The following is a 24,412-nucleotide window of genomic DNA, read 5'->3' on the forward strand; positions in this document are numbered from 1 at the left end:
ATAATAATGTTATTGATGTCATTGTTTTGTGTTTGCTTAATTATGTTGATATTTTTATGTATCAGGTATAATTATGTAAATTAATGTTCAGTCCGTAATAACATTAATTTTTACAGGTATTCTTCGTCATCATTCATAGGCGATTCAGTCGCAATACTCTGCTTGTCGTACACGGACAGCATATCCCTGGTATCCGCAAAACCACACAGGATGCTGAGCTGGTAAAAAAAAATCTTCCAGCGTAACATCAAGTACTATCAGCATTTTTATCAGCAAATTTAATGTCAGGTGATTCCTGCCCCGCTCGTAACGGGATATCTGTTGCTGACTTAATCCTGTCAGCTGACCAAACTCATAACCGGATAATTGTTTTTTTTTTACGCAATAAACGGATAACCTCTCCGGCAGATTGATTAATCCTCCCGGAGTCCCGTTTTTTCATACCGGACATAATTAGGTGCCTTTAAAATAAATAAGTAACTTCAAATTGGTCGTGCTGTTTACACAATAAAAGGAATGAACCAAAACATAAAATAGAAACTAAAAATAAAAATCAGATTAATTAGTGGTGCTTTTCGGATGTGTTAATTCTACGTGTGATAAACGTCTCAATGCAATAGTCGTTATTTGTTCAGTTGGTTACTCATCGAAATTGTAAATCGGGTAAATAGTTTCATTGATATGTGAAATTTATGTTATAAATCATGATGGTGTGTCTGTTTTTCTTTATTTTTATCATTTAATTAAATTTAGATTTTAATGATATTTAATTCTAAAATAATCCGCATGAGGTGATTAAAATAACATAATATATCGTATATTTAATTTTTTTAAGAAAAAAAACACAAAACAGACACATTCGGTGGCTATATGTATCATTATGTGTCACAGGTACCGTGAGGCCTTGTCCTGACTGGATTTTATATCAGGTACAAAACCGGGGTGAGGCTTTTTGTGTGTATAATGTTATCAGAAATAAATAATTTATTGTCAGTCACCCCACTAACCATGATCCCGTAAAGGTTATTTACCCCGGTAACGCACGCCGATAGCGACAAGAATAAAGAGAATACGGGGCGGTTATTCTGCCCCGCCGGTTTTATTCAACCGCGTTGTTCATCAGAATAAAGCGTGGCTCATCCCGCTGATATTTATTGATAGCCGGCACCAGGCGCTGAAAATGTTCGCTGGCACAATGGATATCCAGTGCCGCCTGATCAGGCCAGGTTTCAATAAACACAAAATGTCCCGGATCCCGGCGGTCCACAAACAGATCGTAACTGATACACAGCGGCTCTTTGCGGGTGGCAGCGACTAATTCCTCATACATCGGCATCAGGATTTCAACGGCATCCGGTTGCATGAAATCTTCAGCGATCACTTTTAACATTCCTTACTCCTTGTTTGTGCACGGGTAGTCATGAAATATCTGCAACTGAACTTATGCAGCATGCAGTGTACCTTTATTCATTCAAACTGCAGATTTGTTGGTGGCATCCTGAATGACGTTGGGTATAGATTCAGTTTGTACACAGAGAATAAAACACATCACACTAAAAAGCACATACTAAGGGGACCTGATGTCATCATCATTAATTGACGCCGTCAAACTGTTAAAATCAAAAAAATGGGTTGATTTAACACATGCATTCAGCGCGGATTCGCCGCACTTTTTTTATGTTTGATCCGGCAGAATTTAAAACATTATTTGATTATCAGGATGGCTTTTTTGCTCAGCAATTTACGTTTCCCGGTCAGTACGGTACGCACATTGATGCACCTTGCCACTTTGTTGAAGGGCGGAGGTTTGTGCATGAGCTGGAACTGAAAGAATTAGTGTTGCCGCTGGTGGTTATTGATCAGTCTGCCCGCGCACAGCAGGATCCTGATTTTTCTCTGTCGGTCGCGGATATTCTGGAGTTTGAACAGGCGCACGGGCGTATTGATGCGGGCAGCTTTGTGGCCTTGCGGACAGACTGGAGTAAACGCTGGCCATCGCAGGCACTGATGGATAACAAAGATGCCGATGGACACAATCATATTCCGGGCTGGGGAATGGATGCACTGGAATTTCTGTTCCGCGGGCGTGGCATAAGCGCGGTAGGGCATGAGACATTTGATACCGATTCTGCGGTGGATTTTCGTAAAAACAAGGCATTGCAGGCAGAATATTTTGTCCTGGATCAGGATGCGTATCAGATAGAGTTGATGACTAATCTGGATCAGGTTCCGGCAAAAGGCGCTGTGATTTTTAATATCGTGGCAAAACCAGATAATGCCGGAGGGTTCCCTGTCCGGTCATTTGCTGTTTTGCCGGATTAAGCCGGCAAAATGAGTTTCAGTACCGTCAGTTGGTTATCCAGGGTGGCATGGATAACCTGTCTGCCCTGGCGGATAAGACAGTCTCCCGACAGGAGTGAGTTGTCTGTATCAACAAAAATATCTTCCGGCAACGGAATCGTCTCTTCTGCGGTCAGCCATTGATGCAGAAAATCCGCCTGATCCGGATGGACTGTCAGCGTCAGAGAAAACTGCGGATTTGTCCGGCTTAACCCCCCGCGCAGCGCAGCGCGCAGACGGGTTTGTACCGGTGCATCCTCCAGCAGGATATGTATCGTATGGCAGATAAGTGCCGTTATTTCGGCATCGAGCTGTGTGATAACCTCCCGGCAATGTTGCCGGGTTTCCAGCAGGATTTGTGTCCGCGCGCAGGCCAGTTCTTCTTCTGCATTCTTTCGGCGGGCAGCCATTTCATCATTGAGTTCGCTCTGCATTTTCAGACGCAACTGTTCTGTATCCGCTTTCAGGGTCTGACTATTGAGTAATACCCTGTAATCCGCTGCCCGGATAATACAAGGCGCGGTTGTCAGAGTATAAGAGTCTGTCGTCAGACGGCTGAGTGGCAGGCTGGTTGAGTCAGGGAGTGCAGTATCGTCAGGCATAATGTATTCAGTAATGGTGTCAGTTCGGCAGGAAAAGGAACCGGCGGGAAGAAGGTTGCAGGAAAACGCAGTTCAGCCCGCCGGCGAAACTGAAAACTGCTCTCTTGTATCAGATAAAACCACAATTGCTGACCCGTCATATGGATGATTAATTCATCATCAGAGGTATTTGTGAGTAGGCGCTGACAGTGTTGCAGGGGCAATAACAATCCTGACTTCCAGCGCAGCAGCAACGCAGCATCTTCCGCTGTCAGTGCGATGAACGGGCTCCGGAGTCCGGGAACCGGCCAGCGGGTTGTCAGATCCCTGAGATAAAAACAACTGCCGCAAAAGGTCAGGAAACGTTGTAATTCAGTGTCGCTGAGTAATATCGCCTGCTGTAAATCTGTTAACTCATCCGTATTTGCCGTAAGTGAAAAATGGTCAAACAACCGTTTATTGAGCAGTGGTTGTGTATGTTTAGCCGGTAGCTCCGCAAGTTGCCGATGCTGCGCAAGCGTATTCAGATGATCCGAATGGCAATAAATGGCCGGGCAAAAACGAAACTGAAAATCAGTCAGGGCGTTCATGACGGGGTTTTCGTTTGTTCAGAAAAAAATGCAGCAGGTGTGAGGAAATAAACAGGATAATAAACCCGGCGGCATAACTGAGTAGCTTAGTGTAAGAACCCGTTGTCACTTGTATATTCATAAGTGTTCGTAATTCAGGTGTGGTAATAACCGGTTTTGCTGTGATAGCGGGTATGAGTGTCAGACTGATATTTTCTGCTGTGAGTCCCTGAATGCTGTTTTTAACCAGGTGCTTAATTTGATCCCGGTAACGGAATACAGGAATATCAGGGGAATATTTGATAAAAATGGCAGCGCTGACTGAATGCTCAGGAGGCGTGTCTGAATCTGCTTTAAATTCAGGTCGGGTAAATAAAACTCTGGCAGTGATGACACCATCAATATCAGATAATACCTGCGCCAGCTCCTGTGATCTGACATAATTAAGTTTTGCAGCCTGTTCCTGCGGGCTGGGAATTAAACTGTCACCGGTAAAAATGTCATTGAGGGACTGGAACTGTCCTCGTGGATAACCACGTTGTCTTAATATCTCGATAGCCTTCGGAATGTGTGACTCTTCAACTAATAAAGAAGCCTTTCCCTCTTTACCGGATTTTTTCTCTGCAATAATATTATTTTCCAGCAGCAGGGAATACATTTCATTCGCTTCTTTTTGTGGTAATCCGCTATATAATTCTGTTTTACAGGCAGTGAGTAACAATGCAATAAAACAAAGCGTTATACAGCGGAATACAGGGCGATAAAAAGGAGTAGGGATCTGCATATTACTGGCTTTTTATCATCATATCGATATTCTGACTCACCTTCCCGACTGTTTTAGCCAGTAATTCCTCACGGAAATGAATTTTTGCCAGAGCCAACTGAGTCTGTAGTAATGCATCCGGAGATGTAAGTGCGTCACTATTGCGTAATGATGCTATCTTGTCTGTATCCTGTTTGATTGACTGATAAAAACCATCAAACAGTTTCTTCAGTGAGCGTGTTTCCTCGGCCTGTGGTATCGCTGAAAGCGTATTATCTTCCGGCGATACAGACAGATCCGTCAGTGAAAGTGTATGTGTGCGGGGAGCAGAGATCATTATCATTACCGGAGATTATATTGGCAGAAGGCCAGTTGATTATTGACTGAAATCTGTTGATTAAGTTCTGTGGATATCAGGGAAATAAGGTAACTATCAGCCAGTGATTCCGGTAACGCCTGCCATAGCTTCGATAAAATAAACTCCTGGCGGACACCATATTCATCATAGTTTAATAAAATTTTTGATAATGTTTCTCTGTCAATTTTTTCCGCGTAACTGAATTTTTTCAGGTCAGAAATAACAGGTGCCAGCAAATTATCACACAGCACGTTGTATTCCCTGCTTTCCGGGGTGGTGTGTTTTAATTTTTGCCATAATAACTGGCGGCTGTCTTCTGCTTTCTGCTCTTCAGTTTCATTTTCCACATATTCATTCATAAAAATAAATCCTCTTCAAATTGTTTGGCAAATGCCATTAATTCGTTATTTCCGTCGGATTTTAATGTTTTTATTGTATTTTTAAGGGTGTGATTCAAACCAATATGGTATTCACTTAATGCTTTAAACGGCAGCAGAGACGCAGAGCACTCTTCTGATAATAAATTAATTATATCGGTATATCTTTTACAGGCATGCCAGGACGTAACCATAATTAATTTACCACTTTCATGGTATTTTTTATCCTGTGTCAGCAGCCAGGTAGCTATACTCTCTGCCTCCTGATATTTCCCTGCCAGAATACCGGCCAGAGAAATTTCAGCGAGAAGACGTTCATCCGAATAATCAGTCATATTTTTTGTAATATATTCTGCATAATATCTTTCATAGATTTTACTAATGACGACGCAGTATTAAAAACAAGACTCCATTTGGTCGTTCTGTATTGTAACTCCTGTAACAGCGCAGGGTTGTCAGGGTTCTGTTTTAAATTTTCAATAGCGTCTTTCAGTTCATTTTCATTGGCCAGAGCCTGATCTTTTAAACTGAGGAGGATTTCATCCAGTATGCTTCCCGGCCTGGATGGATCAAAAATAATTGGCATAAGTTCCCTCTAACATAATGTATGCAGAATAATTTCAGCCGCAGTTAATGCCTCTGATTTTATCCGGAGCTGAGAAAAAATATGTTTACTGTTTGCCGCTGACAGCCGGGCGGTATTCTCTTCCTGCAATTTTTGTATCCGCATCAGAAACCCGGCATGATTTTTTATAAGGCAGTCAAACGCATCATCATTTTTTATCATCTGTGAATGTGATGGTGTACTGTTCATTTTTATACAGCAACACCATCTGCTCCTTATTTATAGAAATAATCCGGGTGTCTTTATCGGGTGCGGAGCCTGCCTGATATTTTTTCCCGTCATGTAAAATAACGTAAGGTACTCTTCCGAGTGAAATTGCCCTGACGACCAGTTTGGGTTTACTGACCGGCTGCACCCGGATATCCAGCTGATAATTAAACTTAAAATCCTGATTAAATTCATCAAGAAGTATATTCAACTGTTTTTTAACTGTATTATCTGCACTCTTGCTGAGAGTGACACTAAACAATTGAGCTGAAAACGTAAAATCGAGGATAACACTCTTGAGCTGAAGGGTATTTATCAGTGAATCTAACTTTTTTATATATTCGTCAGTGATTGTTGAGTTGTCATCAATAGATTCTTCTGATGATACAAGCATTACCGGCAGTACATTGGTAAGTGACTCATCCTGTTGATGCGGTGCCCGTATCCCCTGAATTTCAAGGTGCCCGCAGGCATTGCTTAATTCAGCGGTCAGATGATTATTGGGTCGGGAATTTAGCCAGTCATTCAATTTCCGTTGTTCGGTGTCCGGGGTTATGACACTCAGGCGGTAAGAAATATCCTGCTGCATAAAAAAGGCAATTAATTTTTCCTCCGCACTGGTTGTTACAAAACCATTTATAATCAATTGGTTATCCATAACCTCCCACGAGAGGCAACGATAAGGCTCCGCGGATAAAAATCGTTCGGTTAATGTGGCGGTGGCAGGCGTCCGAATAAAAAAGACTAAAATAATCAGTGAAATCAACATTATGGTACTAAAAAAAACAACAGCTTTCCGGCGGGAAAATGGTTTTACGCCGGATGCACACTGTGCTGTCAGACTGATTCCGGCACACTCAAATGGCTTCCCGTATAAAATATAATCACCGGGCTGAATGTTATGCAGTCCCCGGGACAAGGGGGTGTTGCCGTTGTTTTCATTGAGACACAGACCTTTTTGATCCGCTGTTAAACGACAGTGTACAGGCTGAATGCCGGGGTCCAGTAACGTGATATCAGTATTAAATGCATCTGCTCCTATCACAATGGGTGTAGTGCCGGAGGGCGGCACTGTAAAATGCGCCACCGCACCGCGATGCAGACCCGATAAAACAGATAAAGTAACTTTCATAGTATGACAATCATTTAGTGTATATACCCAACGCACCTGCAGTTTGAATGAATAAGGGTATAGTGTTGTTTTATAACGGGGCGGAAGGCTTGCCGTAGTCAATAATCCGGGGCTTGATAATAAACAGCCTGACGGCTTGGCGATCTTGTACTGTTTCACTGCGAAACAGAGCGCCAAGCCAGGGAATATCACCGAGTAACGGAACCCGTGATTCTGTTTTCCGTTCTTCATCACGGTAAATACCGCCGATCAGCAGTGATTGTCCTAATTCAACCCGCGCAATGGTATCAATAACGGTCCGGCTGATAGTCGGGATGGCATCATCACTACTATTTCCTGTTTTTTGATTGCCATCTTCAATATGCAGTGTCATATCCAGCAGCGTATTTTTTGTTTCCCGGATAATGCGCGGTGTTAATTGCAAAAGTGTACCGTAGGTGATGCTTTTTAATTCAGCAACCCGTTCACCGTTGATTTTGACATAATAGGTTTCATTATGGTCGATCAGTGCCGGATTGTTTTCCAGGGTCAGAATTGTCGGGCGTGATACCATTCGGGCATAACCTTTGCTTTGCAGCAGATGAACATTTGCCAGTAATTGATTCAGACCGCTCTGATTAAGTAATGTACCGATAGCCGAACTCTGCGGTGATAATGTTGATGAAATACTGATTTTTGTATTTCCGCTACTGAGTGTTCCGCCCCAGTCAATACCGAGGGATTCAGCATTTTGCGTATCTACATCGATAATATATAACGCAATTTCTATTCGTGATGTCGGAATATCCAACTGCCGGATTAATTCTTTATATAAGGTGATTTTTTCCGGTATATCACGCAGGATAATGGCATTCAGTGTCGGGTCGGCATTTATTACACCCTGAGATGTACTTTGTCCTTCGGGCGATTTATAGCCCGGCAGATGAACAGGACCGGAAAGAATACGCGACAAAATAGTGGCAACACCCGGTGCGGTTATCTTACTGTCCCGGTATTGAATAACCCGGTCTACGGCAGAACTGTATTTGAGAGGAATAATAGCAATAGTTTGTTCCGGGGAACGACGCTGTTCACTTAATTCATTTTCTTTGGCATCAATTACCAACCGGGCAAAATTAATATATGCAGGCGGGCCGGATAGCCGGAGCTGATCCGGTGAGCTGGTTGTCATTTTCCAGCGGTTATCTGCGATATCAGTTTCCTGCAACAGTGCTTGTGCCTGTCCGGTGGTGAGCGATTTCAGCCGGATGTTCTGTGTCCGGTTACTGTTTTTTTTACTGACATATAATGTATTGTTATAAAAATAGGTTTCCAGACGGTAAAGGCGGGAGAGATTATCCAAAAATTCTGTCGCGGTATCTGCTGTCAGGTGTCCGTTGGCAAAACTGGTAATATCAGGGCTGATGTCTGACTGAATGTCATTGTTGTCTGCAAAATCTTTCAGTACCTCAGCGAGTGGGGTATTGTTTGCAATAAAACTGTAGGGTTCATCTGATGTAAAAGAAGCGGCCTGACAAACAGAAAAAAGCAGGGATATTACTATCCCTGCTAAATAACGCCCTGTCAGATAATTCTTTTTCCGGATGAAATCAGTGCCAGCGCAATATGTCACCTTGCAGGCAGATATTTCTCTGATACAACCATTTATGCAAAAATTCATTATTATTATTTTCTTTCAGTAACAGAATGGAATCAATAACTGTTTGTAACTCTTCCGGAACAGCGGAATGTTGCAGTACATTGTTGTGATAAATAGCCGCACGAAATGCATCATAAAAATCACGCTGAGTAAACGGAACCGACTGATTAAATTTATCTATATCCATTTTAAGACGAGACAAATTATCGTTGCAGTCAGCTAATTTCCGTTCCGTTTGCGTGATCATATCGTCTCCCGTTAATGCTCTGTTTTTTGTATAAAGCATTATTAAAGCAGACAACTGATTACGTACGGTATCATATTTTTGATGCTGGTTTTTTAATGCATTTAAATCACCATAGTTATTATTCAACCAGTATTCATAGGTTTCTGTAATCAGCCAGTCAGTCCAATAACGTGATTCAGATAACAGGATAGTATCAGCGAGGTAATCTACCCAATTATCCGGATGGTGACGTATGGCGTTTCTTATCATGGTTAAATCATTATATTTGAATGGTATTTTCCATTTTTTTCTTTCGCTTAAACCACGGTGTTATTTTTAACGCATCTATATTTTCACGACAAATGTATTTTGATAATAAATAGTTTTCATCGTATAGTTCATTAAATATATGGATTTCATTATCGGACAAAAATACAGCATCTTTAGTTTTATTAAGCATAATTCCCTCTGGTCAGATATAAAGTATATCAAAAGGGTAGCCTAGCAGAACTCAGCCTGTATTAGTGTGATTTTTATTTTACCTTTTTATCACTATTCGTCATATTACATGACTGGACCTGGCTTTACTTGGTGTAAACCCGAAGCGCTTGCGATAGCTTTGTGTAAAATAGGATTGGCTTGAAAATCCGGCTTCCATTGAAATATCTACAATGCTCATCTGCGTGTTAAGCAATAACTGATGAGAAAAAAGAAGCCTGCGCTCGCTTATCCAGGCGCGGGGAGATGTACCGTAAACGGAACCGAATAATTCTTTAAATGTTGTCAGTCCCATCCCGAATTCTTTGGAAAACTCATTTAATTTCCAGTCATTAAGGTAATTCTTTTCCATAAATGTCTGTAAACGTTCAGCCTGGCGATTACTTAATTGGCGTAATACGGACATTAACCGTATTCCTTGTTCACTAAGCGCTATAATAAGTAATAGTTCTTCCAGCTTTAATTTCATCAGAGCAGCGGGCGTATTATTCTGATGAGCATTATACAATCCTGTAATACTGTCTTCCATCATATCTGAATGTGAAAAACAAATAATACCAGATGTTGGTTCTGTAATCCGTTGTAAATGACTCAGAGTATCAGAAAACCGCTGAAGAAAATCGCGTAAGAAATCACTGCTGAGAGGTATCCATAATAAACAAATCTCGCCGGATATATGTTGATAAGCATAGCTTCCCTGATTGGAGAAGATAACTTCATTCTTATTCAACGTGAAGGAATTAGTGCAATCCTGCCATTTCATTGATCCGGACATAAGGATATACAACCCTTTTTCCTGTTGTTCAATAATGTTGAATTCTGATGAATCAATAATAACAGGCTGTATACTGATAGTATTACTATCGGATAATGTACATAAGTTCATAGGCATCTCTGAGTGAACAATGCTGTGCAATAAAATAAGAGGAACAGATTCAATCCATTCAATATAGATAATTATATAGCTAATCACGATGCTTTCTACTTTTATAAGTAAATTTATGGCATTAGTGGCTTTATTTATGGCTTTGGATGGTTCTTTATTCACATGATGAATAAATTAAGTCATAATCAGATGATTAAGTAATTGTTAATGAGGTTATGATGTTAATTGTCATTTGCGGGACGGTTGTTATTTTAATGTTATAAAAACAAAAAATAAACATAGGCGCACTATTTTTAACAAGATACAGTAAAGTGACAGGTCAGAAGCTATTGAAATAAAAATAACGTAAGTTTTATGAATAAATTTTCATGTATTGTATTTATGATCTCATTAAATGTTATTTTATTGTTTTTATTTACAGCTAATTGTTGTAGCGCTAATCCGCTGATTCAGCTTTATCCTGATCACTTTTTTCCAGCCAGTATAGAATTTCTGCTATTAATTCCAGGGTCGCAGGAGGAACTGCACTGCCGGTATGACCAAATCGATAAAGATAACGGGCCAGATACTTTTTTTTCTATGAGGGGGATACCTTCCTCTCGGGCGATTTGGCGGATAATGAGGGCAATATCATTTTGCTCTTTAAAGGTAATGACGGGTAAAGGTGTTTTCTCTTCGCGGTAGTCAATACCAACGGCATAGTGGGTCGGATTGACAACAATACACCGGGATTTTTTGACCGCAGTCCGCATATCCTGCTGCTGTATCTCTTTATGAATTTGCCTGCGTTTGCTTTTTATCTCACTGTTTCCTTCAGATTCCTTATATTCATTTTTAATTTCCTCCCGTGACATCAGCATTTTTTTTACTGTGCCCGTACAGCGAAATAACAAAATCAGCCAGGACAATGATGAACAGCCCGGCAAAAAACAGATAAAGCAATATCATCCCGATATGATGGGTGACAACAAGATTCTCCTGAATATTGACCGTAACCAGCCGACTGAATGTCGGATAATGATAGAGCAGAACCCGGAAAAGCAGTACAGCCAGTAAGCTCACTTTAATAACGGATTTAATAAACTCCCATACATTGTTCAGCGATATGATTTTTTTAATACCTTTATGTGGTGAGATATTACTTATATCAACTTTCAGTGCAGATATGTTCATCAGCAAACCAAACTGAATAACATGGCTGATAATAATCCCGGCTATAAATATTGCAGCGAGAAAAAGTAACGGATGAAGTAATTCCTGAATAAACAGAGTGGCAGTATGAGAGATAACAAAAGTAAGTGACCCGGTAACGGACTGTTCAAGTATATATTGTAGCAGTACATAAAAACCGGCATACAATTGAGGTGCAAAAAATATCAGACCGGTAATCTGACACAATGAGGTCAGAAAAAGTAATAATTCGCGGCTTTTAAAAACCATTCCCTGCTTGCGGCTGTCACGGCGTTTTTTAGTGGTGGGCTGTTCAGTTTTTTCTCCGCTCATTATTTTTCTGAATTCATAATAGTGGAATGTTGAGAGTAGAAATGAGTGTGAATGTTTGTTTTATCAACGTTGTCAGCGGGTCATTCGCTATCATGACATAGCCGGTTGCAAAAAAAAAGTGCGACAGCGGATTTTACCGGCATTGCAATTACAAAAACATTTAATGCAGGTGCAAACTTATTGACGAAAGCCAGCGCAATTTCAGTCAGATACATGGGAATGATCAGCGGAAGAGCAAAATTTACAACAGCGTGGCTGTACAGTGTGATTAATTCAAAAAATAAGGAAATAAGCGTGGCCGGAAATATAAATTGTGAATTGAAAACCGGGAACCAGATAAATCCGCGTAAAAATAAAGCAATTAGCTGAAAGAATAAGCCGGACGTCAGATAAAACAGGATCAGATACTGAGAGAAAAAAATGCCGGTCAGCGATGCCTGCTGACCGGAAAGCGGATTGAGTATATTTCCTGTGGTTGCCCCGCGTTGCTGATCAATACATTGTCCGGCAGCTTCCATTGCCCAAAAGGGAATGACAGCAATGACACCAAATAGTAATCCGGTAAAAAAACTCTTTGATAATAATAAAGAAAAAGAACCATGTGCTCATCTCTGGTAAGGGTGTTGGCAGGTGCTGCCTGATAAGAAATCCCAGTGATAATACAATGGCATGATTGATGAGGCGGTGTCCGAACAGTGACTTATTCATCATCGGCAGTAGTAAAAAAAAAACCATACAGCCTGGGCAGCGCCAGAAAAAGTGAAGTAAAAAACGGATATATAAGGTCAGTGAATACCATCATAGCAGTGCAAATATCTGATTAAAAAATATCAGCAATTGCTGCCCTGACCAGCTCAGTGTCATAAACAAGGTTATAATAACAGCGGTGAGTTTACAGAGAAAACCCAGTGTTTGTTCCTGAATCTGTGTAATAGCCTGCACGATTGCCACGAGTACCCCGACGATAGTGGCTGCAAGAATTGTCGGCAGTGACAAAATAAAAATCAGCCAGAGCATTTTTCCGGCGTAGAAAAGCAGTTGTGGATCCATCATCAGAAGTGATAGCTGAAAAGCAGAGCACGGATTAATTTTTCCCAGCCATTAATCATTATAAATAAGAGTAATTTTAAGGGGAGGGATATTGTCATCGGAGATACCATCATCATTCCCATCGCCAGCAAAATATTTGAGATAATAAAATCGATGGCGAGAAATGGCAGATACAGTAAGAAACCGATTTTAAATGCACTGATGAGCTCACTGAGTGTAAATGAGGGTAACAGAATATAGAATGGCGGATTATCCTGCGCAGGATGATATTTTTCCGGCCAGATAGTCTGAATGGTTTGCTGAAAAAACTGGCGGCTCTCCGGTGCTGTGTTTTTTATTAAGAACCGGCTGTATATGTCACCTGCCCGCATAACGGTGTCTGCAAGGTAAACCGGGTCACCGGATAGTTTTTCAGTATCTATAATTTCTTTAATATCAAACAGTGTCGGCCCCATGACAAATAATGTCAGGATCAGCGCAAAAGAATGCATGGTGAGGTTAGAGGGTATTTGCTGAATACCAATCGCATTACGAAGAAGTGAGAATACAATCCCTATTTTTATAAAGGCAGTACCGGTCACGATAATAACAGGTATAAAAGAAAGAAATGCCAGAAGAGCAATCAAAAATAGTGGATCAGATAAATTCATGAGCCGGTGCCGGGAGCGGCCTGTAAGCCGGTAAATTCTTTTATCTGGACCGCCAGGCGTTGTTGGAAAGAGACAAGTATGCCATTGGCAATATGTGTTTCATCACAAAAAATACGGATGTAGTTTGTTGTTTTATCAGTTAATTCAATTAACGAATCCGTTTTCATTCCGGCGAGTTCAGCCAGGCTTATCTCCGTTTCAGCCAGTTCAAAATAAAGCCTGCCTTTCAGCGGTGATAATGATGTATGGTGCCGGGAGAGCGTTGTCATTTTTCGGATAGTCACCTTATTTGAAAGCTGTATACCTGCCGCAACAGAGTAGTGCCGGTAATATACTGACACCGCACTGTTATTATCTGCCAGCGGGCTGATTATCAGGTCATCAGCGTGTAATGTCAGTATCTCACTGTAGGCAAGATAAAAAGCGGGAGAGCAAAGGCGAATTTCAATGGGTATTTGCGCTATAGAGTCAGGAATAGATTTAAGGTGTGAATGAATCAGTGAAATATCAGAGAAAATAAAAATAGAACCGGAGTAAATAACAGAGATACCGGTGATTTCTTGTTCTTCTTTTTTTATCTTTTGGATGGATAGCCCGGCTGAGAATGCATTTAGCCATGCGGATACTAACGCAATCAGTATTTCATCCGGCAGCAGGCGGATATCTGTACCTGATAATGTATCCTCCAGTAAAATAGCAAGATCTGCATAAGAACAATAAATAAACCCGCTATGTCCCTGCCTGCTGACAGTCAGCGCCAATTCGGTTGTTTGTGTCTGATAACAAACTTCCGCGTTCTTTGTCCCGGCGCTATAGTGAGTCTGATAATGTTCCCGCAGGTAGATGGCAGCAATATCCTGTTCACTGAGAATGATGACCGGGCAGCTCAGCTTGTCAGTCATTTATCTGCGCCTTATGGCGGCGGGTGATCCGGACATATTACCGGTCAGCGTGATCGTCACGGGTTGCGGAATTTTTTGTGCCAGTCGTTCCTGTAACTGAGGCAGGCACGACTGAAGAAAAGCCTGTCCGCCCGTCGGACACTGAATGTGTATATGCAATCCGTCAGCACGGCTGCGGATAGTGAAATTAATCTCACCCAGTGCCGGAAAGGTTGCGTTGCAGGTGCTCAGTGTTTCAGTTGACCGCGAGATATGCGTTATCCCGGTAACCAGTGTGTCACTGATACGTGTAATAACATCTGCCTGTTTGATGTGAAGATGGGTTGTGACCCTTGTGGTGTCAGCCGGAAATGCGGTATCAGCAGGGACATCCGTAATACTGTCTTTGTGGTGATTGGTTTTTTCTGCTGTATCTCGCCGGGTAATATAGTGAGCAGCGATATTTTGGATCATGCGCAGTTCTTGTTTGTCCGGGATTTTACTGAATCCGGATATCCCGGTTTTGTATTGTGACTCATGCTCTTTTTTGCCTGTGTTACCGGCAGTATCCGGTACTGTTTTCGCTTTTGATGTTTTATTACCGCTCTGTTTTATGTCAGATAAAATGTGAGCCGGTAATAAAAATACCGGAGATTTTTTTTGCTCAGTGGGTCGGGGTAATTTTTCAGGTAATAACGGCGTTTTTCCGTTCCGCATTACCGATAAAAACAGCCGGACTTCGGCAGTCGTTGCTGTCACTGTGCCGGGTAGCCGCGCAGCCGGTTTCAGGGCGGGTGAGAGTACCGCGCCGGCAGATGGCATCACGAATGGCATAAATGATAAAAAATGTGCCATCAGGAAAAATGCCGGGAAATATGTTGTTGTTTCACATCAATTTGTTTCAGACGGCGTTGATGAATATTCAAATGTGCCCGGGCAGATTCTGTTATCTGCGCATGTTCCCGGAGTGCGCTTTCAGCACGTTCCGCATCGGCATTCAGGTCACTTAACTGCTGACAGAGGGTATTCAGCCTACAGGCAGGTGTGTCCGCCGTAATGCTGAAATGAGCCGTGAGTGCGCAGTGGCTCAGGATCAATGCCGCTTTATGCTGCTCCAGCTCCGCCTGCTGGCTGCCCAACTGTTGCAGGGCTTTGCGTGCGGCAGTCAGCAGTGCTTCTGTTTGTTCCGACTGATGCCGGTAATAGCGCAGAATACGGGCATGTCTGCTGTTAACTGCTCCGGTCATAATGCGGACTCCGTGATTTCCCGGCAGGTTTGAGCATAATCCTGTGATTCATCAGTACCCTGCTTCAGCCAGTGCATAATGGCGTGGTATCTGCGGATTATATTGTCATTATCCGGATTTTTACCGGGCTCATATTCACCAAGCTGAATAAGGAATTCCAGTTCATCATACTGAGCAAGAACCGTCTTTATGGAAGCGGCTGCTTTTTTCTGATTTTCGGGGATTATCCGGTTCATTACACGGCTAGCCGATTTCAGAACATCAATGGCAGGATAGTGCTGCATCTCCGCCAGTTTGCGGGTCAGGACTATGTGTCCGTCAAGAATAGAGCGGGTTTCATCGGCTACCGGTTCATTAAGGTCGTCGCCTTCCACCAGGACGGTATAGAGGGCGGTAATTGAACCTTTGTCAGATTGTCCGGCTCTTTCCATCAGCACCGGCAACTGTGCAAAAACGGATGGCGGATATCCCTGCCGGGCGGGAGGCTCTCCGGCGGCTAATCCAATCTCCCGTTGTGCCCTTGCAAACCGGGTGACTGAGTCCATCAACAGCAGTACCCGTTTCCCCCGGTCACGGAAATATTCCGCTATGCGCGTGGCAGTAAAACCGGCTTTGGCGCGCTCAATGGCGGGTCTGTCTGAGGTTGAAACGACTAGTACCGCTTTTTTCAGCCCCTCTTCACCGAGGTCGTGCTCAATAAACTCATTCAGCTCCCGTCCGCGCTCACCGACCAGTGCCAATACACAGATATCTGCCTGTGTATTACGGATAATAGCTGCCAGCAGCGTACTTTTTCCGCCGCCGGCTGCCGCAAAAATACCCATACGCTGTCCCTCTCCGCAGGTCAGCAGACCATCAATCGCTCTGATGCCCAGAGACAGCGGTGTGGTAATCATCTTCCGGTTCAGTGCAGACGGCGGGGGATTATTCAGTAATCCGTACGAGACATCCGGTGGCAGCGTAACCGGTATCAGCGATTCCCCCAGACCGTTGAGAATTTGTCCTGTCATCGCAGGCCACAGGGCAATCTGCAATGGGGAGCCGGTTGCTGTGACCGCTGTATTAGCAGAAATACCGGTGAGCTCACCGTAAGGTGCGAGTAACGCATCCTGACCATCCAGCCCGACAACTTCGGCTTTCAGCTGATTTTTTTGTGTCAGCAGAAGGCAGATTTCACCGATTTTAACGTGACTGACTGATGCGCGGATCAATGTACCGGTAACACTGAGCACCCGTCCGTGGGGGGTAAAAAATGCATTACCGGTGATGTCCTGCTGCTGCTGTTTCAGGCGGGTGCGTAGTGTGGTTATTGTCATGAAAACTCCTCCGCATCAGTCTGACTGAAATAAACCGGTCAGGCTGACAGCCACGGGGAAAATTTTAGTAAAAACGGTAAATGAAATATAAAAATAAGCGGATGTAACTGTCGGGATATTTCTGAGGAAATGCCGTTATACCCTTATTCATTCAGACTGCAGGTTCGTTGGCTGCATCCTGAATGACGTTGGGTATATCCTTTCTGAGGAGGTGACTGATGATTAATGGTATTCCTGCTTACGGGGCTATCCTGCCGGAAAGTGATCCGCAGGAAATGTCCGCCACAATGACACCTGTTGCAATGAAAACGGTGCCATCCGCTGAATACAGCGGGCATTTTCCGTCTGTATTGGCAGCGTTGTATGATGGCGGAGATATACGTGAAAGGTTGTATCTCGCCATACAGCCGGTAATTGATCCGCAGTTGATCGGACAACCGGCATTATTTTATGAATTATTAAGTGACCTCTGTTTATTAATAAAACCAGAGTCTGATCCTGACATCATTGCTGCTTTTTCGATCCTAAGCTCACTACTTGAAAATACGTTACTCCTGCTATCCCACAAAAATTTAATGATAAAAGTGTAATGTCATGAATCAATTACAAATTGAAGTATTACTCCAGCAATCCTGGCTACAATTTCAGTATGGGTTTATTAATAACAGTATTACGTTATTACGCACGTTACTTATTTATGAGCCGGATCATATCCGCGCCCGCAAAATATTAATTATTGCATTAATTGAAGATAAGCAGGGGCAGGAAGCGCTGTTTCAGTGCGCATTGCTGCATCAGAGCGGATATTGTGATGCTAATCTGCTGTTGTGTGAGGCGCTGGCTTTTCAGCAGGAGGGGCTGCATAGCGAAGCGCTGGAGGTCTATTACCGTTATCTGATTAAACGGGTGTGCTGTGGCTGATCCCCGTTCATTGCTTCTGCGTATTGCCGGCCGGCAGGATATTTTTCTCGCACTGTTATTGCTGGCTATTATTTTTATGATGATCCTGCCGCTGCCGGATTTTATGCTCGATATTCTGATTGCCATCAACATGATGATATCAATCACATTACTGATGATGGCGGTGTATATCCGGTCACCATTACAATTTTCTGCATTTCCGGTTGTTCTGCTGGTAACTACGCTGTTCCGCCTGGCGCTGGCGGTAAGTACAACGCGGATGATCCTGCTGGAAGCCGATGCCGGGCAGATTGTGGCGACATTTGGTGAATTTGTTGTCGGTGGTAATCTGGTGGTGGGCATTGTGATTTTCCTTATTATCACGGTGGTGCAGTTTCTGGTGATAACCAAAGGTGCTGAGCGTGTGGCCGAGGTTAGTGCCCGGTTTTCCCTTGATGCGATGCCGGGCAAACAGATGAGCATTGATGGTGATATGCGCGCAGGCGTTATTGACATGGATGAAGCCCGCGAGCGGCGTCAAAAAGTGGAAAAAGAGAGTCAGATGTTCGGTTCGATGGATGGTGCAATGAAATTCATCAAGGGCGATGCTATCGCCGGACTGGTGATTATCTGTGTCAATATTCTCGGCGGGCTGGCTATCGGCACAGGACAAAAAGGAATGGCGGCGGGGGATGCCCTGCAACTCTACAGCATTCTTACTGTCGGTGACGGAATGGTCTCTCAGATCCCCGCATTATTAATTGCGGTTACGTCAGGTATTATTGTTACCCGTGTTTCTTCCGAAGATTCCGCGGATCTCGGGAATGATATCGGGCGTCAGATAACCGGACAGCCGCAGGCTTTGCAGGTCGGTGGCTTTTTATTGTTCCTGTTTGGTATGGTTCCCGGATTTCCGGTACTGACATTTATGATCCTGGCGCTGATATTAACCGGCGGAGGATACCTGTTAAAGCGCCGGATACGGGATCAGGCAGGGGAGCAGGAACAATCATTGAGTGCAGCGGTGGCCGGTGGTGCCGGAGCCCCTGTGCTGCGTTCGGCAAATCAGGCGGCAAAATCCGGCAACAGTGATGATGCACTGGCTGAGCCGGAAACATTCGCACTGACTGTACCGTTACTGATGGAATTCAGCACATCATTACATGACAGACTGTATGCCGATGATTTTAATCAGGCTTTAGTACAGCTGCGCCGCAGTCTCTATCTCTCACTGGGAGTGCCGTTTCCCGGTGTTTATCTGCATTTTTCTGAGCATATCCCGGCTGATTCTTATCGGATCTTATTACAGGAGGTTCCGGTCGGAGAGGGGCTTTTACCGGAAGATAAGTTATTAGTGAGAGAAGAGGAGAAGCAACTGACCATGCTCGGTATTGTGTATGAGAAAGGCGAAGCATGGTTTGATGGTTCACCGGCTTACTGGATTGAGCGCAAGGGCGCTGAGCGTGCGGAAAAAACTGGTTTACGTTGTTTATCGTCTATGGCGATTATTAAAGCACACCTGGCGTTTATATTACAAAAATACGCGGCTGATTTTATTGGTATTCAGGAAACCCGCTATTTACTTGAACAGATGGAAGGAAGTTTCAGTGAGTTGGTCAGGGAAGCCCAGCGGGTGGTTCCGCTCTATAAAATGACGGATGTTCTGCAACGGCTGGTGGCGGAAGATATTTCTATCCGTAATATGCGCACCATTCTGGAAGCACTGACTGCGTGGGGACAGAATGAAAAAGATATTATTATGCTGACTGAATATGTGCGCGGTGAACTGAGTCGCTATATTTGTCACAAATACAGCAATGGTAATCATGTTCTGCCGGCCTTTTTATATGATCACGAACTGGAAGACCTTATCCGCAGTCATATCCGGCAGACTATTTCCGGTAGTTATCTGGCGTTGCCACCAATGGTGCATGAAACATTAATGGCGGCAATGAAAGCTATGCTGGGTGATTTACAAAAAAATGATGAATAAACCAGTGCTTATTGTATCAAGGGATATCCGCCGTTATGTAAAACGGTTTATTGAACAGGAATTTGCGGTATTACCGGTTCTTTCTTATCAGGAATTACTGCCAACGATGAACATTCAGCCTCTTGGCAGAGTGAAAATAGATGAAGTTATAAACTCGCAGATGGATAATGACATAAAATAAGGGGTTTTTACCTTATTATTCTTTGCATGGAAAACGAAAAAATAATAAAAAAAAACACTGGCTGATAGTATTTCAGTCCTCAGGGAATATGAAAATTATTATGAACAATATGCGAGGGTGTTAGTGCGATTAGCTATTCCTCAGGATATTATAAATTTGTACCTGAAAGAAGTGAACTCATCCGATAAATAAGGTGGCGCAATGGATGGTATTACAAGTATTAATCAATTGAATTTCAATGTTGCGGGTGATAATGATCCCTATAATGCCGGTAATTACAAACAAGTTGCAGATGTGCTTGATAAGTATGGTATCAAGTTACGAAATGATGAGTGTAAACAGATTTCTCCTGATATTATCATCGAACGCTTTTGTCATAAAAATAATATCACTATTGATAAAACTCAGCTGGATAAAAACATTAACAGTATTCTTTCGACGGTAGGTGATTCGATTGATATGAAGTCATTGCTGATGGTGATTAGCTCCGGCGCTCAGAAAAACAGTATCGCTGATGATATTTTGTCGGGTATGAATAACAGTGTGGATAGCACGCGGGAAATACGTGACAACATCAAAGAACAGTTACATGAACTGGCTATTGAATTAAAAATATTCAGTATTGTTCAGTCTAATGTTAATAAGGCGATGTCATCATCAAAACAGGAAATCACTATTGATAATAGTGGTATGAATCTTCTGGATCCATCATTGTATGGTATGACGGCAAAAGAATTTAACGGACCGCCGCCGTCAAAAGAGAAAGTATTTTTGGATAAAGTAGCGGGTAAGGAAACAACTACCGGAGATATATTGTCAATTAAGGACTTTTTACAGAGTGATAAAAAATCATCACCTGCAATGACAGGACTTGAAAACACATATGCCTATGATAAGAATAATAATAAATTAGGTCATTTTGCCAGTATGGTTGGCGATGTTTCCCGTCCGCTGAATGATCTGGTGAATGAAAAAAGCACTCAATTGAATGAAGCCAGTAATATATATAATTCATCAATTGAAGCATTGACCCGGTTTATTCAAAAACTCGATACGTTACTTCAGGATTTATCAAGATCTCTATAATTAAAGGAAAATAACATGGATGTTGCTGGTAATAACGCAGTAGAAACAGAGCTGAATGATTTTATTTCTGAGGGTGGTTCATTAGCCATGCTGAAAAACATCTCTGAAGCTGAATTGGAAAAAATATATGCCGTTGCATATGATTTTTATGAGTCAGGTAAATATCAGGATGCGGAGAGCTTATTTCAGGTGCTGTGTATTCTTAATCATTATGATTCCCGGTTTTTTCTTGCACTAGGTGCCTGCCGTCAGCATCAGGAGCATTATCATCAGGCACTGGAAACGTACAGTTATGCATCACTGATGTCACCGTCAGATCCACGTTTTCCATTCCATGCAGGCGAGTGCTTACTTCATATGAAAGAGTTCAGTACCGCAAAACAGGCATTTGCAGGCGCGCAGTTACTGGCAAAAACACAGCCGGGTTATGAATCACTGGCAGAAAAGGCCGGCGTGATGCTGACATCTGCCACAGAGCAGGCGGAGGCAGGTAATGCAAAATGTCACTGATTTACCCGGAGTCAGAGCCGCTTTTCCGGCAGAAACCAATCCGGTGACCGGAACTGCATCCTCTTCTGTGCAACAGAGTGGAAAAACACCGGTTGAGCCATTGCTTGTACCCCGGGAGACGGCGGAACAAGAGATAAAAAAAAGAGCTAATCCCGCTTGATAAACCGGATACCGTATTGCCGGATAACGCGGAGGAGGTGGCTGATAAAGCCAATAATATTGTTGATAAAGGCGCACACAGCAGTTGGCAGGCGCTGATCACCAGCAGAGATACAATTGAAAAAGCGTTGGCGAAAGGAAACTTTGAAACAGAGCTGGCGCTGCTGCTGACACAGATAAAATCTGACATGAAAGAGATGAAAGTCAGTCAGATTAGGCAGGCACGGGAAGAAAATACCCAGAAAATTGCCGAAAATCACGAACAGCTTAAAGAAGCAGAAACCCGTTTTGAGGAAGCAGAACGTTCTCGGACAGCAAACAAAATATTCGGTTGGCTGAGCACGGCTGTTTCTGCTATCGCGGGCGCGGTTTTGGTAGCAACGGGTGTGGGGGCGCTCGCCGGTGCCATGATGATAGCCAGTGCGGTAACCAGTGCATCTTCTCAGATTATCAATGAGATGGCAGAAGCCGGAATGATTGATGATGACGTAATGAAATATCTGGGGCCTGCTATGACCGGGTTGCAGGTCGCAGTGGGGATTGCAACCTGTGTTGTCACGTTCGGCGGCGGAGCTGTCAGTGCTGTTGCGCAGGAAGGTGTTCATGCCGGGCAGATGCTGGCACAGACCGGGTTATCCATTTCCGGCTCCGTTCTGGATGCGGGAGCGGTTATTTCAGGTACGACGGCATCTGTCCTGGCGAATATGGGCAATAAAGAAATTGCCGGTTCTCAGGAAACAAAAGGTCAGATGATGTTGTTACAGCAGGCAATGGAAAAACTTCAGAACGAGTTTGGCAAAATGATCTCGAAATACCAGGATGCGATGGCTGAGTTATCCCGTTTTTCTCAGGAAAAAGCGGATGTCACCCGGCTGGTTGCAACGGCTGCTACAGAAAAGTAAGACAGTAAGACAGTAAAAAGAAAGTAATCATCATAAAATCAATACATTAATTTATAAAATAGGGAAATAAATATGGATGCAATTCATGGACCGAAAACGGCTGTAATTACAATGAATGATATTCAGCAGCCGGATATTAAACCGGGGAAAGCGCCGGAGTCCGGCGTGAAAACGTCGGTGGAAATGGGGCATTCACCTGTGAAAAATGATGCGGCTCAGGGAGACATCACTATTGCGCCACCTAAAACATCCGCAGACGGAAAAGAGAGTGGCATTCTGGATAAAGCGTCATCGTCACTGGCCGATTTACAATCACTGCTCAGCAATATAAAAGATGCCAAAGATCAGATCAGCGAAAAACTGAATGAACTGAAAAACGCGGCGTCAGCAGATAATCTGAAAGCCTCTGCCTCTGAACTGAATCTGAGTTCAAACTGGCAGATTGCATTCTCCGTTATTTCCGGCGCACTGTCTTTGGGGACAATGATACTGAGCAGTGTGACTGAATATAAGGACAATGTTGCAGCACAACAGGAAAATACACTGAAAAGTGGCATTGATAAAACACAAGGTGATATTACCAAAACGACGGATGCATTGAAAAACCCCGATCTGACCGCAGAAAGCAAAACTGCGCTGGAAAGCCAGTTGTCAGAGCTGAAAGCGTCTCTGGTTTCTCAGCAGAGTGCATTAAGTGAATTACAGGCTGGTGCGGAAACCCGCAAAGCCTGGACAGATCTGGCGCTTAATCTGATGCAGGGTGCGTCTGGTTTTATTAATGACAATTTGATCACTCAGGGTAAAAAAGAAACAGAAACGACGGATAATGCGGCGAAAAATAAAGGTGATTCACTCACTAAGCTGGATGACATTATCAAAAAATCAGAAGCGGTGCTGGATAAAGTAAAAGACAATGCCGTTCAGGCAAAGGACTTTTTACAAGTTCCTGCAAGAGCATAAATATAATCACAATTTTTAACGCAAAGGGCGCAATAGCGCCCTTTTGCTATTTTTACGACGTTAATTATAAGTCCGGGAAACGGACGTTTTATACAATTCATTCTCTTTTTCTGCGGGGTGATGATGAAACGTTATTTCTTTTTGCCGGTGACTATTTTATCAATGATAGTTTTATCAATGATAGCATTGACAGGATGTGTGGCGGTCAGTCCGCCTCCCCCTGCGCGGCTCACCGGACATGTTGAGCTACAGGATTTTCGTTATGAGCAGCAGACACTGGTACTGACAGTATCTTCCGCAAAAAAAACCGGTGAAGCACCTGTTATACAGCAACGCGCCGGAGTCTCCGTTTTACCTTATTATTTTGATTTTGAATTGCCGTATTTCACACCAAAAGACCAGCCGCTGAAAATAAATGTGCAATTGCTGCGGGCGGATCATTCTGCGGTTGAGGCGGAGCAGGAGCAGCATGTTGTACCGGGAAATGCCGTTAACATAACGTTGAACCGTATTCCTGAATAAGCATTCTGTTGCTTTGTGCCGGCTGTAATGTCCGCATCGGTATAGGCACTGGCGCGGGCGCTTATTTCCTCTCCGTCACTTCTTTTACTGGATGAACCTTTCTCCGGGCTGGACCGGGCAACCCGCAGACAGCTATGGTCGCAGATTAATATGCTGAAAAATGAGGGGATAACGATCGTTTTGGTCACACATGAACCTAAAGAGTCAGATGCGCCGGCAGAATACTGTATACAAATAGAAGACGGAAAAATCCGAACGACGACAATAGGTTGAGAGAGATAAAATCCGGATGTAATAGTGATATTTTTGTCGCGTCATCTTCAGTAAGGTAGGTTACAGAGATGGCGGTGA

At 43.3% G+C, this 24,412-nt stretch carries 33 protein-coding genes and 1 pseudogene; 11 read left to right on the forward strand and 23 right to left on the reverse strand.

What is annotated here, in order from left to right:
• Positions 1-144: 144 nt before the first annotated feature.
• Positions 145-414, reverse strand: coding sequence for a helix-turn-helix domain-containing protein (locus tag AYY16_RS21605; protein ID WP_082970537.1), 270 nt, complete (start codon positions 412-414; stop codon positions 145-147).
• A 685-nt stretch (positions 415-1,099) separates the two neighbouring features.
• The gene (locus AYY16_RS00590) at positions 1,100-1,390 is read right to left on the reverse strand and encodes a putative quinol monooxygenase (protein WP_067360690.1); all 291 of its coding nucleotides are present in this window, start codon (positions 1,388-1,390) and stop codon (positions 1,100-1,102) included.
• Positions 1,391-1,580: 190 nt separating this feature from the next.
• Between AYY16_RS00590 and AYY16_RS00595 the strand changes: the two are divergent.
• A pseudogene (locus AYY16_RS00595) lies at positions 1,581-2,322 on the forward strand (cyclase family protein).
• Here AYY16_RS00595 and AYY16_RS00600 read toward each other — a convergent pair.
• The 21 genes from AYY16_RS00600 to AYY16_RS00700 all read right to left on the reverse strand — a co-directional run bounded on the left by AYY16_RS00600 (position 2,319) and on the right by AYY16_RS00700 (position 16,848).
• Positions 2,319-2,942, reverse strand: coding sequence for an HrpE/YscL family type III secretion apparatus protein (locus tag AYY16_RS00600; RefSeq protein ID WP_067360693.1), 624 nt, complete (start codon positions 2,940-2,942; stop codon positions 2,319-2,321). The pseudogene AYY16_RS00595 and the gene AYY16_RS00600 overlap by 4 nt on opposite strands.
• Entirely contained in the window at positions 2,888-3,511 is a 624-nt protein-coding gene (locus tag AYY16_RS00605; protein ID WP_067360695.1) for a SctK family type III secretion system sorting platform protein, read from the reverse strand. The genes AYY16_RS00600 and AYY16_RS00605 overlap by 55 nt, the downstream gene beginning before the upstream one ends.
• Positions 3,495-4,274, reverse strand: a complete 780-nt coding sequence (gene sctJ, locus AYY16_RS00610) for a type III secretion system inner membrane ring lipoprotein SctJ (RefSeq protein WP_067360697.1) — start codon at positions 4,272-4,274, stop codon at positions 3,495-3,497. Before sctJ ends, AYY16_RS00605 begins: the two co-directional genes overlap by 17 nt.
• 1 nt (position 4,275) lies before the next feature.
• Positions 4,276-4,590, reverse strand: a complete 315-nt coding sequence (sctI, locus tag AYY16_RS00615; protein ID WP_067360700.1) for a type III secretion system inner rod subunit SctI — start codon at positions 4,588-4,590, stop codon at positions 4,276-4,278.
• Between the two features lie 5 nt (positions 4,591-4,595).
• The gene (locus tag AYY16_RS00620; protein WP_067360703.1) at positions 4,596-4,970 is read right to left on the reverse strand and encodes a YopR/YscH family type III secretion effector; all 375 of its coding nucleotides are present in this window, start codon (positions 4,968-4,970) and stop codon (positions 4,596-4,598) included.
• Positions 4,967-5,323, reverse strand: a complete 357-nt coding sequence (locus tag AYY16_RS00625; RefSeq protein ID WP_067360706.1) for a YscG family type III secretion protein — start codon at positions 5,321-5,323, stop codon at positions 4,967-4,969. Before AYY16_RS00625 ends, AYY16_RS00620 begins: the two co-directional genes overlap by 4 nt.
• Positions 5,320-5,574, reverse strand: coding sequence for a type III secretion system needle filament subunit SctF (gene sctF, locus AYY16_RS00630; RefSeq protein WP_067360709.1), 255 nt, complete (start codon positions 5,572-5,574; stop codon positions 5,320-5,322). Before sctF ends, AYY16_RS00625 begins: the two co-directional genes overlap by 4 nt.
• A 187-nt stretch (positions 5,575-5,761) precedes the next feature.
• Complete coding sequence (locus AYY16_RS00640; protein WP_067360715.1) at positions 5,762-6,952, reverse strand: SctD/MshK family protein; 1,191 nt, start codon at positions 6,950-6,952, stop codon at positions 5,762-5,764.
• Between the two features lie 70 nt (positions 6,953-7,022).
• Complete coding sequence (gene sctC / locus AYY16_RS00645) at positions 7,023-8,564, reverse strand: type III secretion system outer membrane ring subunit SctC (RefSeq protein WP_067360719.1); 1,542 nt, start codon at positions 8,562-8,564, stop codon at positions 7,023-7,025.
• Positions 8,542-8,964, reverse strand: coding sequence for a hypothetical protein (locus tag AYY16_RS00650; RefSeq protein ID WP_156664935.1), 423 nt, complete (start codon positions 8,962-8,964; stop codon positions 8,542-8,544). Before AYY16_RS00650 ends, sctC begins: the two co-directional genes overlap by 23 nt.
• Before the next feature lie 133 nt (positions 8,965-9,097).
• Positions 9,098-9,277, reverse strand: coding sequence for a hypothetical protein (locus AYY16_RS00655; RefSeq protein WP_067360725.1), 180 nt, complete (start codon positions 9,275-9,277; stop codon positions 9,098-9,100).
• Between the two features lie 99 nt (positions 9,278-9,376).
• Entirely contained in the window at positions 9,377-10,201 is an 825-nt protein-coding gene (locus AYY16_RS00660) for a helix-turn-helix transcriptional regulator (protein ID WP_067360728.1), read from the reverse strand.
• 464 nt (positions 10,202-10,665) lie between these two features.
• Positions 10,666-11,061: an EscU/YscU/HrcU family type III secretion system export apparatus switch protein gene (locus tag AYY16_RS19465; protein ID WP_082970540.1), complete on the reverse strand. Its 396-nt coding sequence runs from the start codon at positions 11,059-11,061 to the stop codon at positions 10,666-10,668.
• The gene (locus AYY16_RS19470) at positions 11,036-11,704 is read right to left on the reverse strand and encodes an EscU/YscU/HrcU family type III secretion system export apparatus switch protein (RefSeq protein ID WP_082970541.1); all 669 of its coding nucleotides are present in this window, start codon (positions 11,702-11,704) and stop codon (positions 11,036-11,038) included. Before AYY16_RS19470 ends, AYY16_RS19465 begins: the two co-directional genes overlap by 26 nt.
• 80 nt (positions 11,705-11,784) lie before the next feature.
• On the reverse strand, positions 11,785-12,246 hold the full coding sequence (locus AYY16_RS21610; protein WP_412778953.1) for an EscT/YscT/HrcT family type III secretion system export apparatus protein: 462 nt from the start codon (positions 12,244-12,246) through the stop codon (positions 11,785-11,787).
• Between the two features lie 256 nt (positions 12,247-12,502).
• Positions 12,503-12,757, reverse strand: coding sequence for a type III secretion system export apparatus subunit SctS (sctS, locus tag AYY16_RS00675; RefSeq protein WP_067360733.1), 255 nt, complete (start codon positions 12,755-12,757; stop codon positions 12,503-12,505).
• Positions 12,757-13,404 carry a type III secretion system export apparatus subunit SctR gene (sctR, locus tag AYY16_RS00680; protein ID WP_067360736.1) on the reverse strand — a complete coding sequence of 216 codons (648 nt, stop codon included), beginning with the start codon at positions 13,402-13,404 and terminating at the stop codon, positions 12,757-12,759. The genes sctS and sctR overlap by 1 nt, the downstream gene beginning before the upstream one ends.
• Positions 13,401-14,306, reverse strand: coding sequence for a FliM/FliN family flagellar motor switch protein (locus AYY16_RS00685; protein ID WP_067360740.1), 906 nt, complete (start codon positions 14,304-14,306; stop codon positions 13,401-13,403). The genes sctR and AYY16_RS00685 overlap by 4 nt, the downstream gene beginning before the upstream one ends.
• Entirely contained in the window at positions 14,307-15,140 is an 834-nt protein-coding gene (locus AYY16_RS00690; protein ID WP_067360742.1) for a hypothetical protein, read from the reverse strand.
• Entirely contained in the window at positions 15,140-15,532 is a 393-nt protein-coding gene (locus AYY16_RS00695; RefSeq protein WP_067360745.1) for a hypothetical protein, read from the reverse strand. The genes AYY16_RS00690 and AYY16_RS00695 overlap by 1 nt, the downstream gene beginning before the upstream one ends.
• Entirely contained in the window at positions 15,529-16,848 is a 1,320-nt protein-coding gene (locus AYY16_RS00700; RefSeq protein ID WP_082970542.1) for a FliI/YscN family ATPase, read from the reverse strand. The genes AYY16_RS00695 and AYY16_RS00700 overlap by 4 nt, the downstream gene beginning before the upstream one ends.
• A 218-nt stretch (positions 16,849-17,066) precedes the next feature.
• Between AYY16_RS00700 and AYY16_RS00705 the strand changes: the two genes are divergently transcribed.
• The 10 genes from AYY16_RS00705 (at position 17,067) to AYY16_RS00740 (ending at position 24,061) form a co-directional block, all read left to right on the forward strand.
• On the forward strand, positions 17,067-17,438 hold the full coding sequence (locus tag AYY16_RS00705; protein ID WP_067360748.1) for a hypothetical protein: 372 nt from the start codon (positions 17,067-17,069) through the stop codon (positions 17,436-17,438).
• A 4-nt stretch (positions 17,439-17,442) separates the two neighbouring features.
• Positions 17,443-17,769, forward strand: coding sequence for a hypothetical protein (locus tag AYY16_RS00710; protein ID WP_067360751.1), 327 nt, complete (start codon positions 17,443-17,445; stop codon positions 17,767-17,769).
• Complete coding sequence (gene sctV / locus AYY16_RS00715) at positions 17,762-19,741, forward strand: type III secretion system export apparatus subunit SctV (RefSeq protein WP_328585658.1); 1,980 nt, start codon at positions 17,762-17,764, stop codon at positions 19,739-19,741. The genes AYY16_RS00710 and sctV overlap by 8 nt, the downstream gene beginning before the upstream one ends.
• Positions 19,731-19,922, forward strand: coding sequence for a hypothetical protein (locus AYY16_RS21490; RefSeq protein WP_328585659.1), 192 nt, complete (start codon positions 19,731-19,733; stop codon positions 19,920-19,922). The genes sctV and AYY16_RS21490 overlap by 11 nt, the downstream gene beginning before the upstream one ends.
• Before the next feature lie 201 nt (positions 19,923-20,123).
• Positions 20,124-21,008, forward strand: coding sequence for a virulence-associated V antigen (locus AYY16_RS00720; RefSeq protein ID WP_067360754.1), 885 nt, complete (start codon positions 20,124-20,126; stop codon positions 21,006-21,008).
• A 15-nt stretch (positions 21,009-21,023) separates the two neighbouring features.
• Positions 21,024-21,518, forward strand: a complete 495-nt coding sequence (locus AYY16_RS00725) for a SycD/LcrH family type III secretion system chaperone (protein WP_067360758.1) — start codon at positions 21,024-21,026, stop codon at positions 21,516-21,518.
• Positions 21,502-21,678: a hypothetical protein gene (locus AYY16_RS20070; protein WP_156664936.1), complete on the forward strand. Its 177-nt coding sequence runs from the start codon at positions 21,502-21,504 to the stop codon at positions 21,676-21,678. The genes AYY16_RS00725 and AYY16_RS20070 overlap by 17 nt, the downstream gene beginning before the upstream one ends.
• A gap of 16 nt (positions 21,679-21,694) precedes the next feature.
• Complete coding sequence (gene sctE / locus AYY16_RS00730) at positions 21,695-22,579, forward strand: type III secretion system translocon subunit SctE (RefSeq protein WP_067360762.1); 885 nt, start codon at positions 21,695-21,697, stop codon at positions 22,577-22,579.
• Between the two features lie 72 nt (positions 22,580-22,651).
• A complete protein-coding gene (sctB, locus tag AYY16_RS00735) occupies positions 22,652-23,539 on the forward strand; it encodes a type III secretion system translocon subunit SctB (protein WP_067360765.1) in 888 nt (295 codons plus the stop codon).
• 120 nt (positions 23,540-23,659) lie between these two features.
• The gene (locus AYY16_RS00740) at positions 23,660-24,061 is read left to right on the forward strand and encodes a hypothetical protein (protein ID WP_150384784.1); all 402 of its coding nucleotides are present in this window, start codon (positions 23,660-23,662) and stop codon (positions 24,059-24,061) included.
• The last annotated feature ends 351 nt before the right edge of the window (positions 24,062-24,412 follow it).

This window comes from Morganella psychrotolerans, assembly GCF_001676155.1.
Classification (GTDB): domain Bacteria; phylum Pseudomonadota; class Gammaproteobacteria; order Enterobacterales; family Enterobacteriaceae; genus Morganella; species Morganella psychrotolerans.

What these genes read in the sequence shown, in the direction of transcription:
- AYY16_RS00685 (WP_067360740.1), bottom strand. Translation starts at nt 14,306, where the DNA reads ATGACTGACAAGCTGAGCTGCCCGGTCATCATTCTCAGTGAACAGGAT.
- AYY16_RS00590 (WP_067360690.1), bottom strand. Translation starts at nt 1,390, where the DNA reads ATGTTAAAAGTGATCGCTGAAGATTTCATGCAACCGGATGCCGTTGAA.
- AYY16_RS00620 (WP_067360703.1), bottom strand. Translation starts at nt 4,970, where the DNA reads ATGAATGAATATGTGGAAAATGAAACTGAAGAGCAGAAAGCAGAAGAC.
- AYY16_RS00605 (WP_067360695.1), bottom strand. Translation starts at nt 3,511, where the DNA reads ATGAACGCCCTGACTGATTTTCAGTTTCGTTTTTGCCCGGCCATTTAT.
- sctI (WP_067360700.1), bottom strand. Translation starts at nt 4,590, where the DNA reads ATGATCTCTGCTCCCCGCACACATACACTTTCACTGACGGATCTGTCT.
- AYY16_RS00625 (WP_067360706.1), bottom strand. Translation starts at nt 5,323, where the DNA reads ATGACTGATTATTCGGATGAACGTCTTCTCGCTGAAATTTCTCTGGCC.
- AYY16_RS00640 (WP_067360715.1), bottom strand. Translation starts at nt 6,952, where the DNA reads ATGAAAGTTACTTTATCTGTTTTATCGGGTCTGCATCGCGGTGCGGTG.
- AYY16_RS00690 (WP_067360742.1), bottom strand. Translation starts at nt 15,140, where the DNA reads ATGGCACATTTTTTATCATTTATGCCATTCGTGATGCCATCTGCCGGC.
- AYY16_RS20070 (WP_156664936.1), top strand. Translation starts at nt 21,502, where the DNA reads ATGCAAAATGTCACTGATTTACCCGGAGTCAGAGCCGCTTTTCCGGCA.
- AYY16_RS00700 (WP_082970542.1), bottom strand. Translation starts at nt 16,848, where the DNA reads ATGACAATAACCACACTACGCACCCGCCTGAAACAGCAGCAGCAGGAC.
- AYY16_RS00705 (WP_067360748.1), top strand. Translation starts at nt 17,067, where the DNA reads ATGATTAATGGTATTCCTGCTTACGGGGCTATCCTGCCGGAAAGTGAT.
- sctR (WP_067360736.1), bottom strand. Translation starts at nt 13,404, where the DNA reads ATGAATTTATCTGATCCACTATTTTTGATTGCTCTTCTGGCATTTCTT.
- AYY16_RS00695 (WP_067360745.1), bottom strand. Translation starts at nt 15,532, where the DNA reads ATGACCGGAGCAGTTAACAGCAGACATGCCCGTATTCTGCGCTATTAC.
- AYY16_RS00725 (WP_067360758.1), top strand. Translation starts at nt 21,024, where the DNA reads ATGGATGTTGCTGGTAATAACGCAGTAGAAACAGAGCTGAATGATTTT.
- AYY16_RS21490 (WP_328585659.1), top strand. Translation starts at nt 19,731, where the DNA reads ATGATGAATAAACCAGTGCTTATTGTATCAAGGGATATCCGCCGTTAT.
- sctS (WP_067360733.1), bottom strand. Translation starts at nt 12,757, where the DNA reads ATGATGGATCCACAACTGCTTTTCTACGCCGGAAAAATGCTCTGGCTG.
- AYY16_RS00660 (WP_067360728.1), bottom strand. Translation starts at nt 10,201, where the DNA reads ATGAACTTATGTACATTATCCGATAGTAATACTATCAGTATACAGCCT.
- sctJ (WP_067360697.1), bottom strand. Translation starts at nt 4,274, where the DNA reads ATGCAGATCCCTACTCCTTTTTATCGCCCTGTATTCCGCTGTATAACG.
- AYY16_RS00710 (WP_067360751.1), top strand. Translation starts at nt 17,443, where the DNA reads ATGAATCAATTACAAATTGAAGTATTACTCCAGCAATCCTGGCTACAA.
- AYY16_RS00655 (WP_067360725.1), bottom strand. Translation starts at nt 9,277, where the DNA reads ATGCTTAATAAAACTAAAGATGCTGTATTTTTGTCCGATAATGAAATC.
- AYY16_RS00720 (WP_067360754.1), top strand. Translation starts at nt 20,124, where the DNA reads ATGGATGGTATTACAAGTATTAATCAATTGAATTTCAATGTTGCGGGT.
- sctB (WP_067360765.1), top strand. Translation starts at nt 22,652, where the DNA reads ATGGATGCAATTCATGGACCGAAAACGGCTGTAATTACAATGAATGAT.
- AYY16_RS00740 (WP_150384784.1), top strand. Translation starts at nt 23,660, where the DNA reads ATGATGAAACGTTATTTCTTTTTGCCGGTGACTATTTTATCAATGATA.
- AYY16_RS19470 (WP_082970541.1), bottom strand. Translation starts at nt 11,704, where the DNA reads ATGAGCGGAGAAAAAACTGAACAGCCCACCACTAAAAAACGCCGTGAC.
- sctF (WP_067360709.1), bottom strand. Translation starts at nt 5,574, where the DNA reads ATGCCAATTATTTTTGATCCATCCAGGCCGGGAAGCATACTGGATGAA.
- AYY16_RS00600 (WP_067360693.1), bottom strand. Translation starts at nt 2,942, where the DNA reads ATGCCTGACGATACTGCACTCCCTGACTCAACCAGCCTGCCACTCAGC.
- AYY16_RS19465 (WP_082970540.1), bottom strand. Translation starts at nt 11,061, where the DNA reads ATGCTGATGTCACGGGAGGAAATTAAAAATGAATATAAGGAATCTGAA.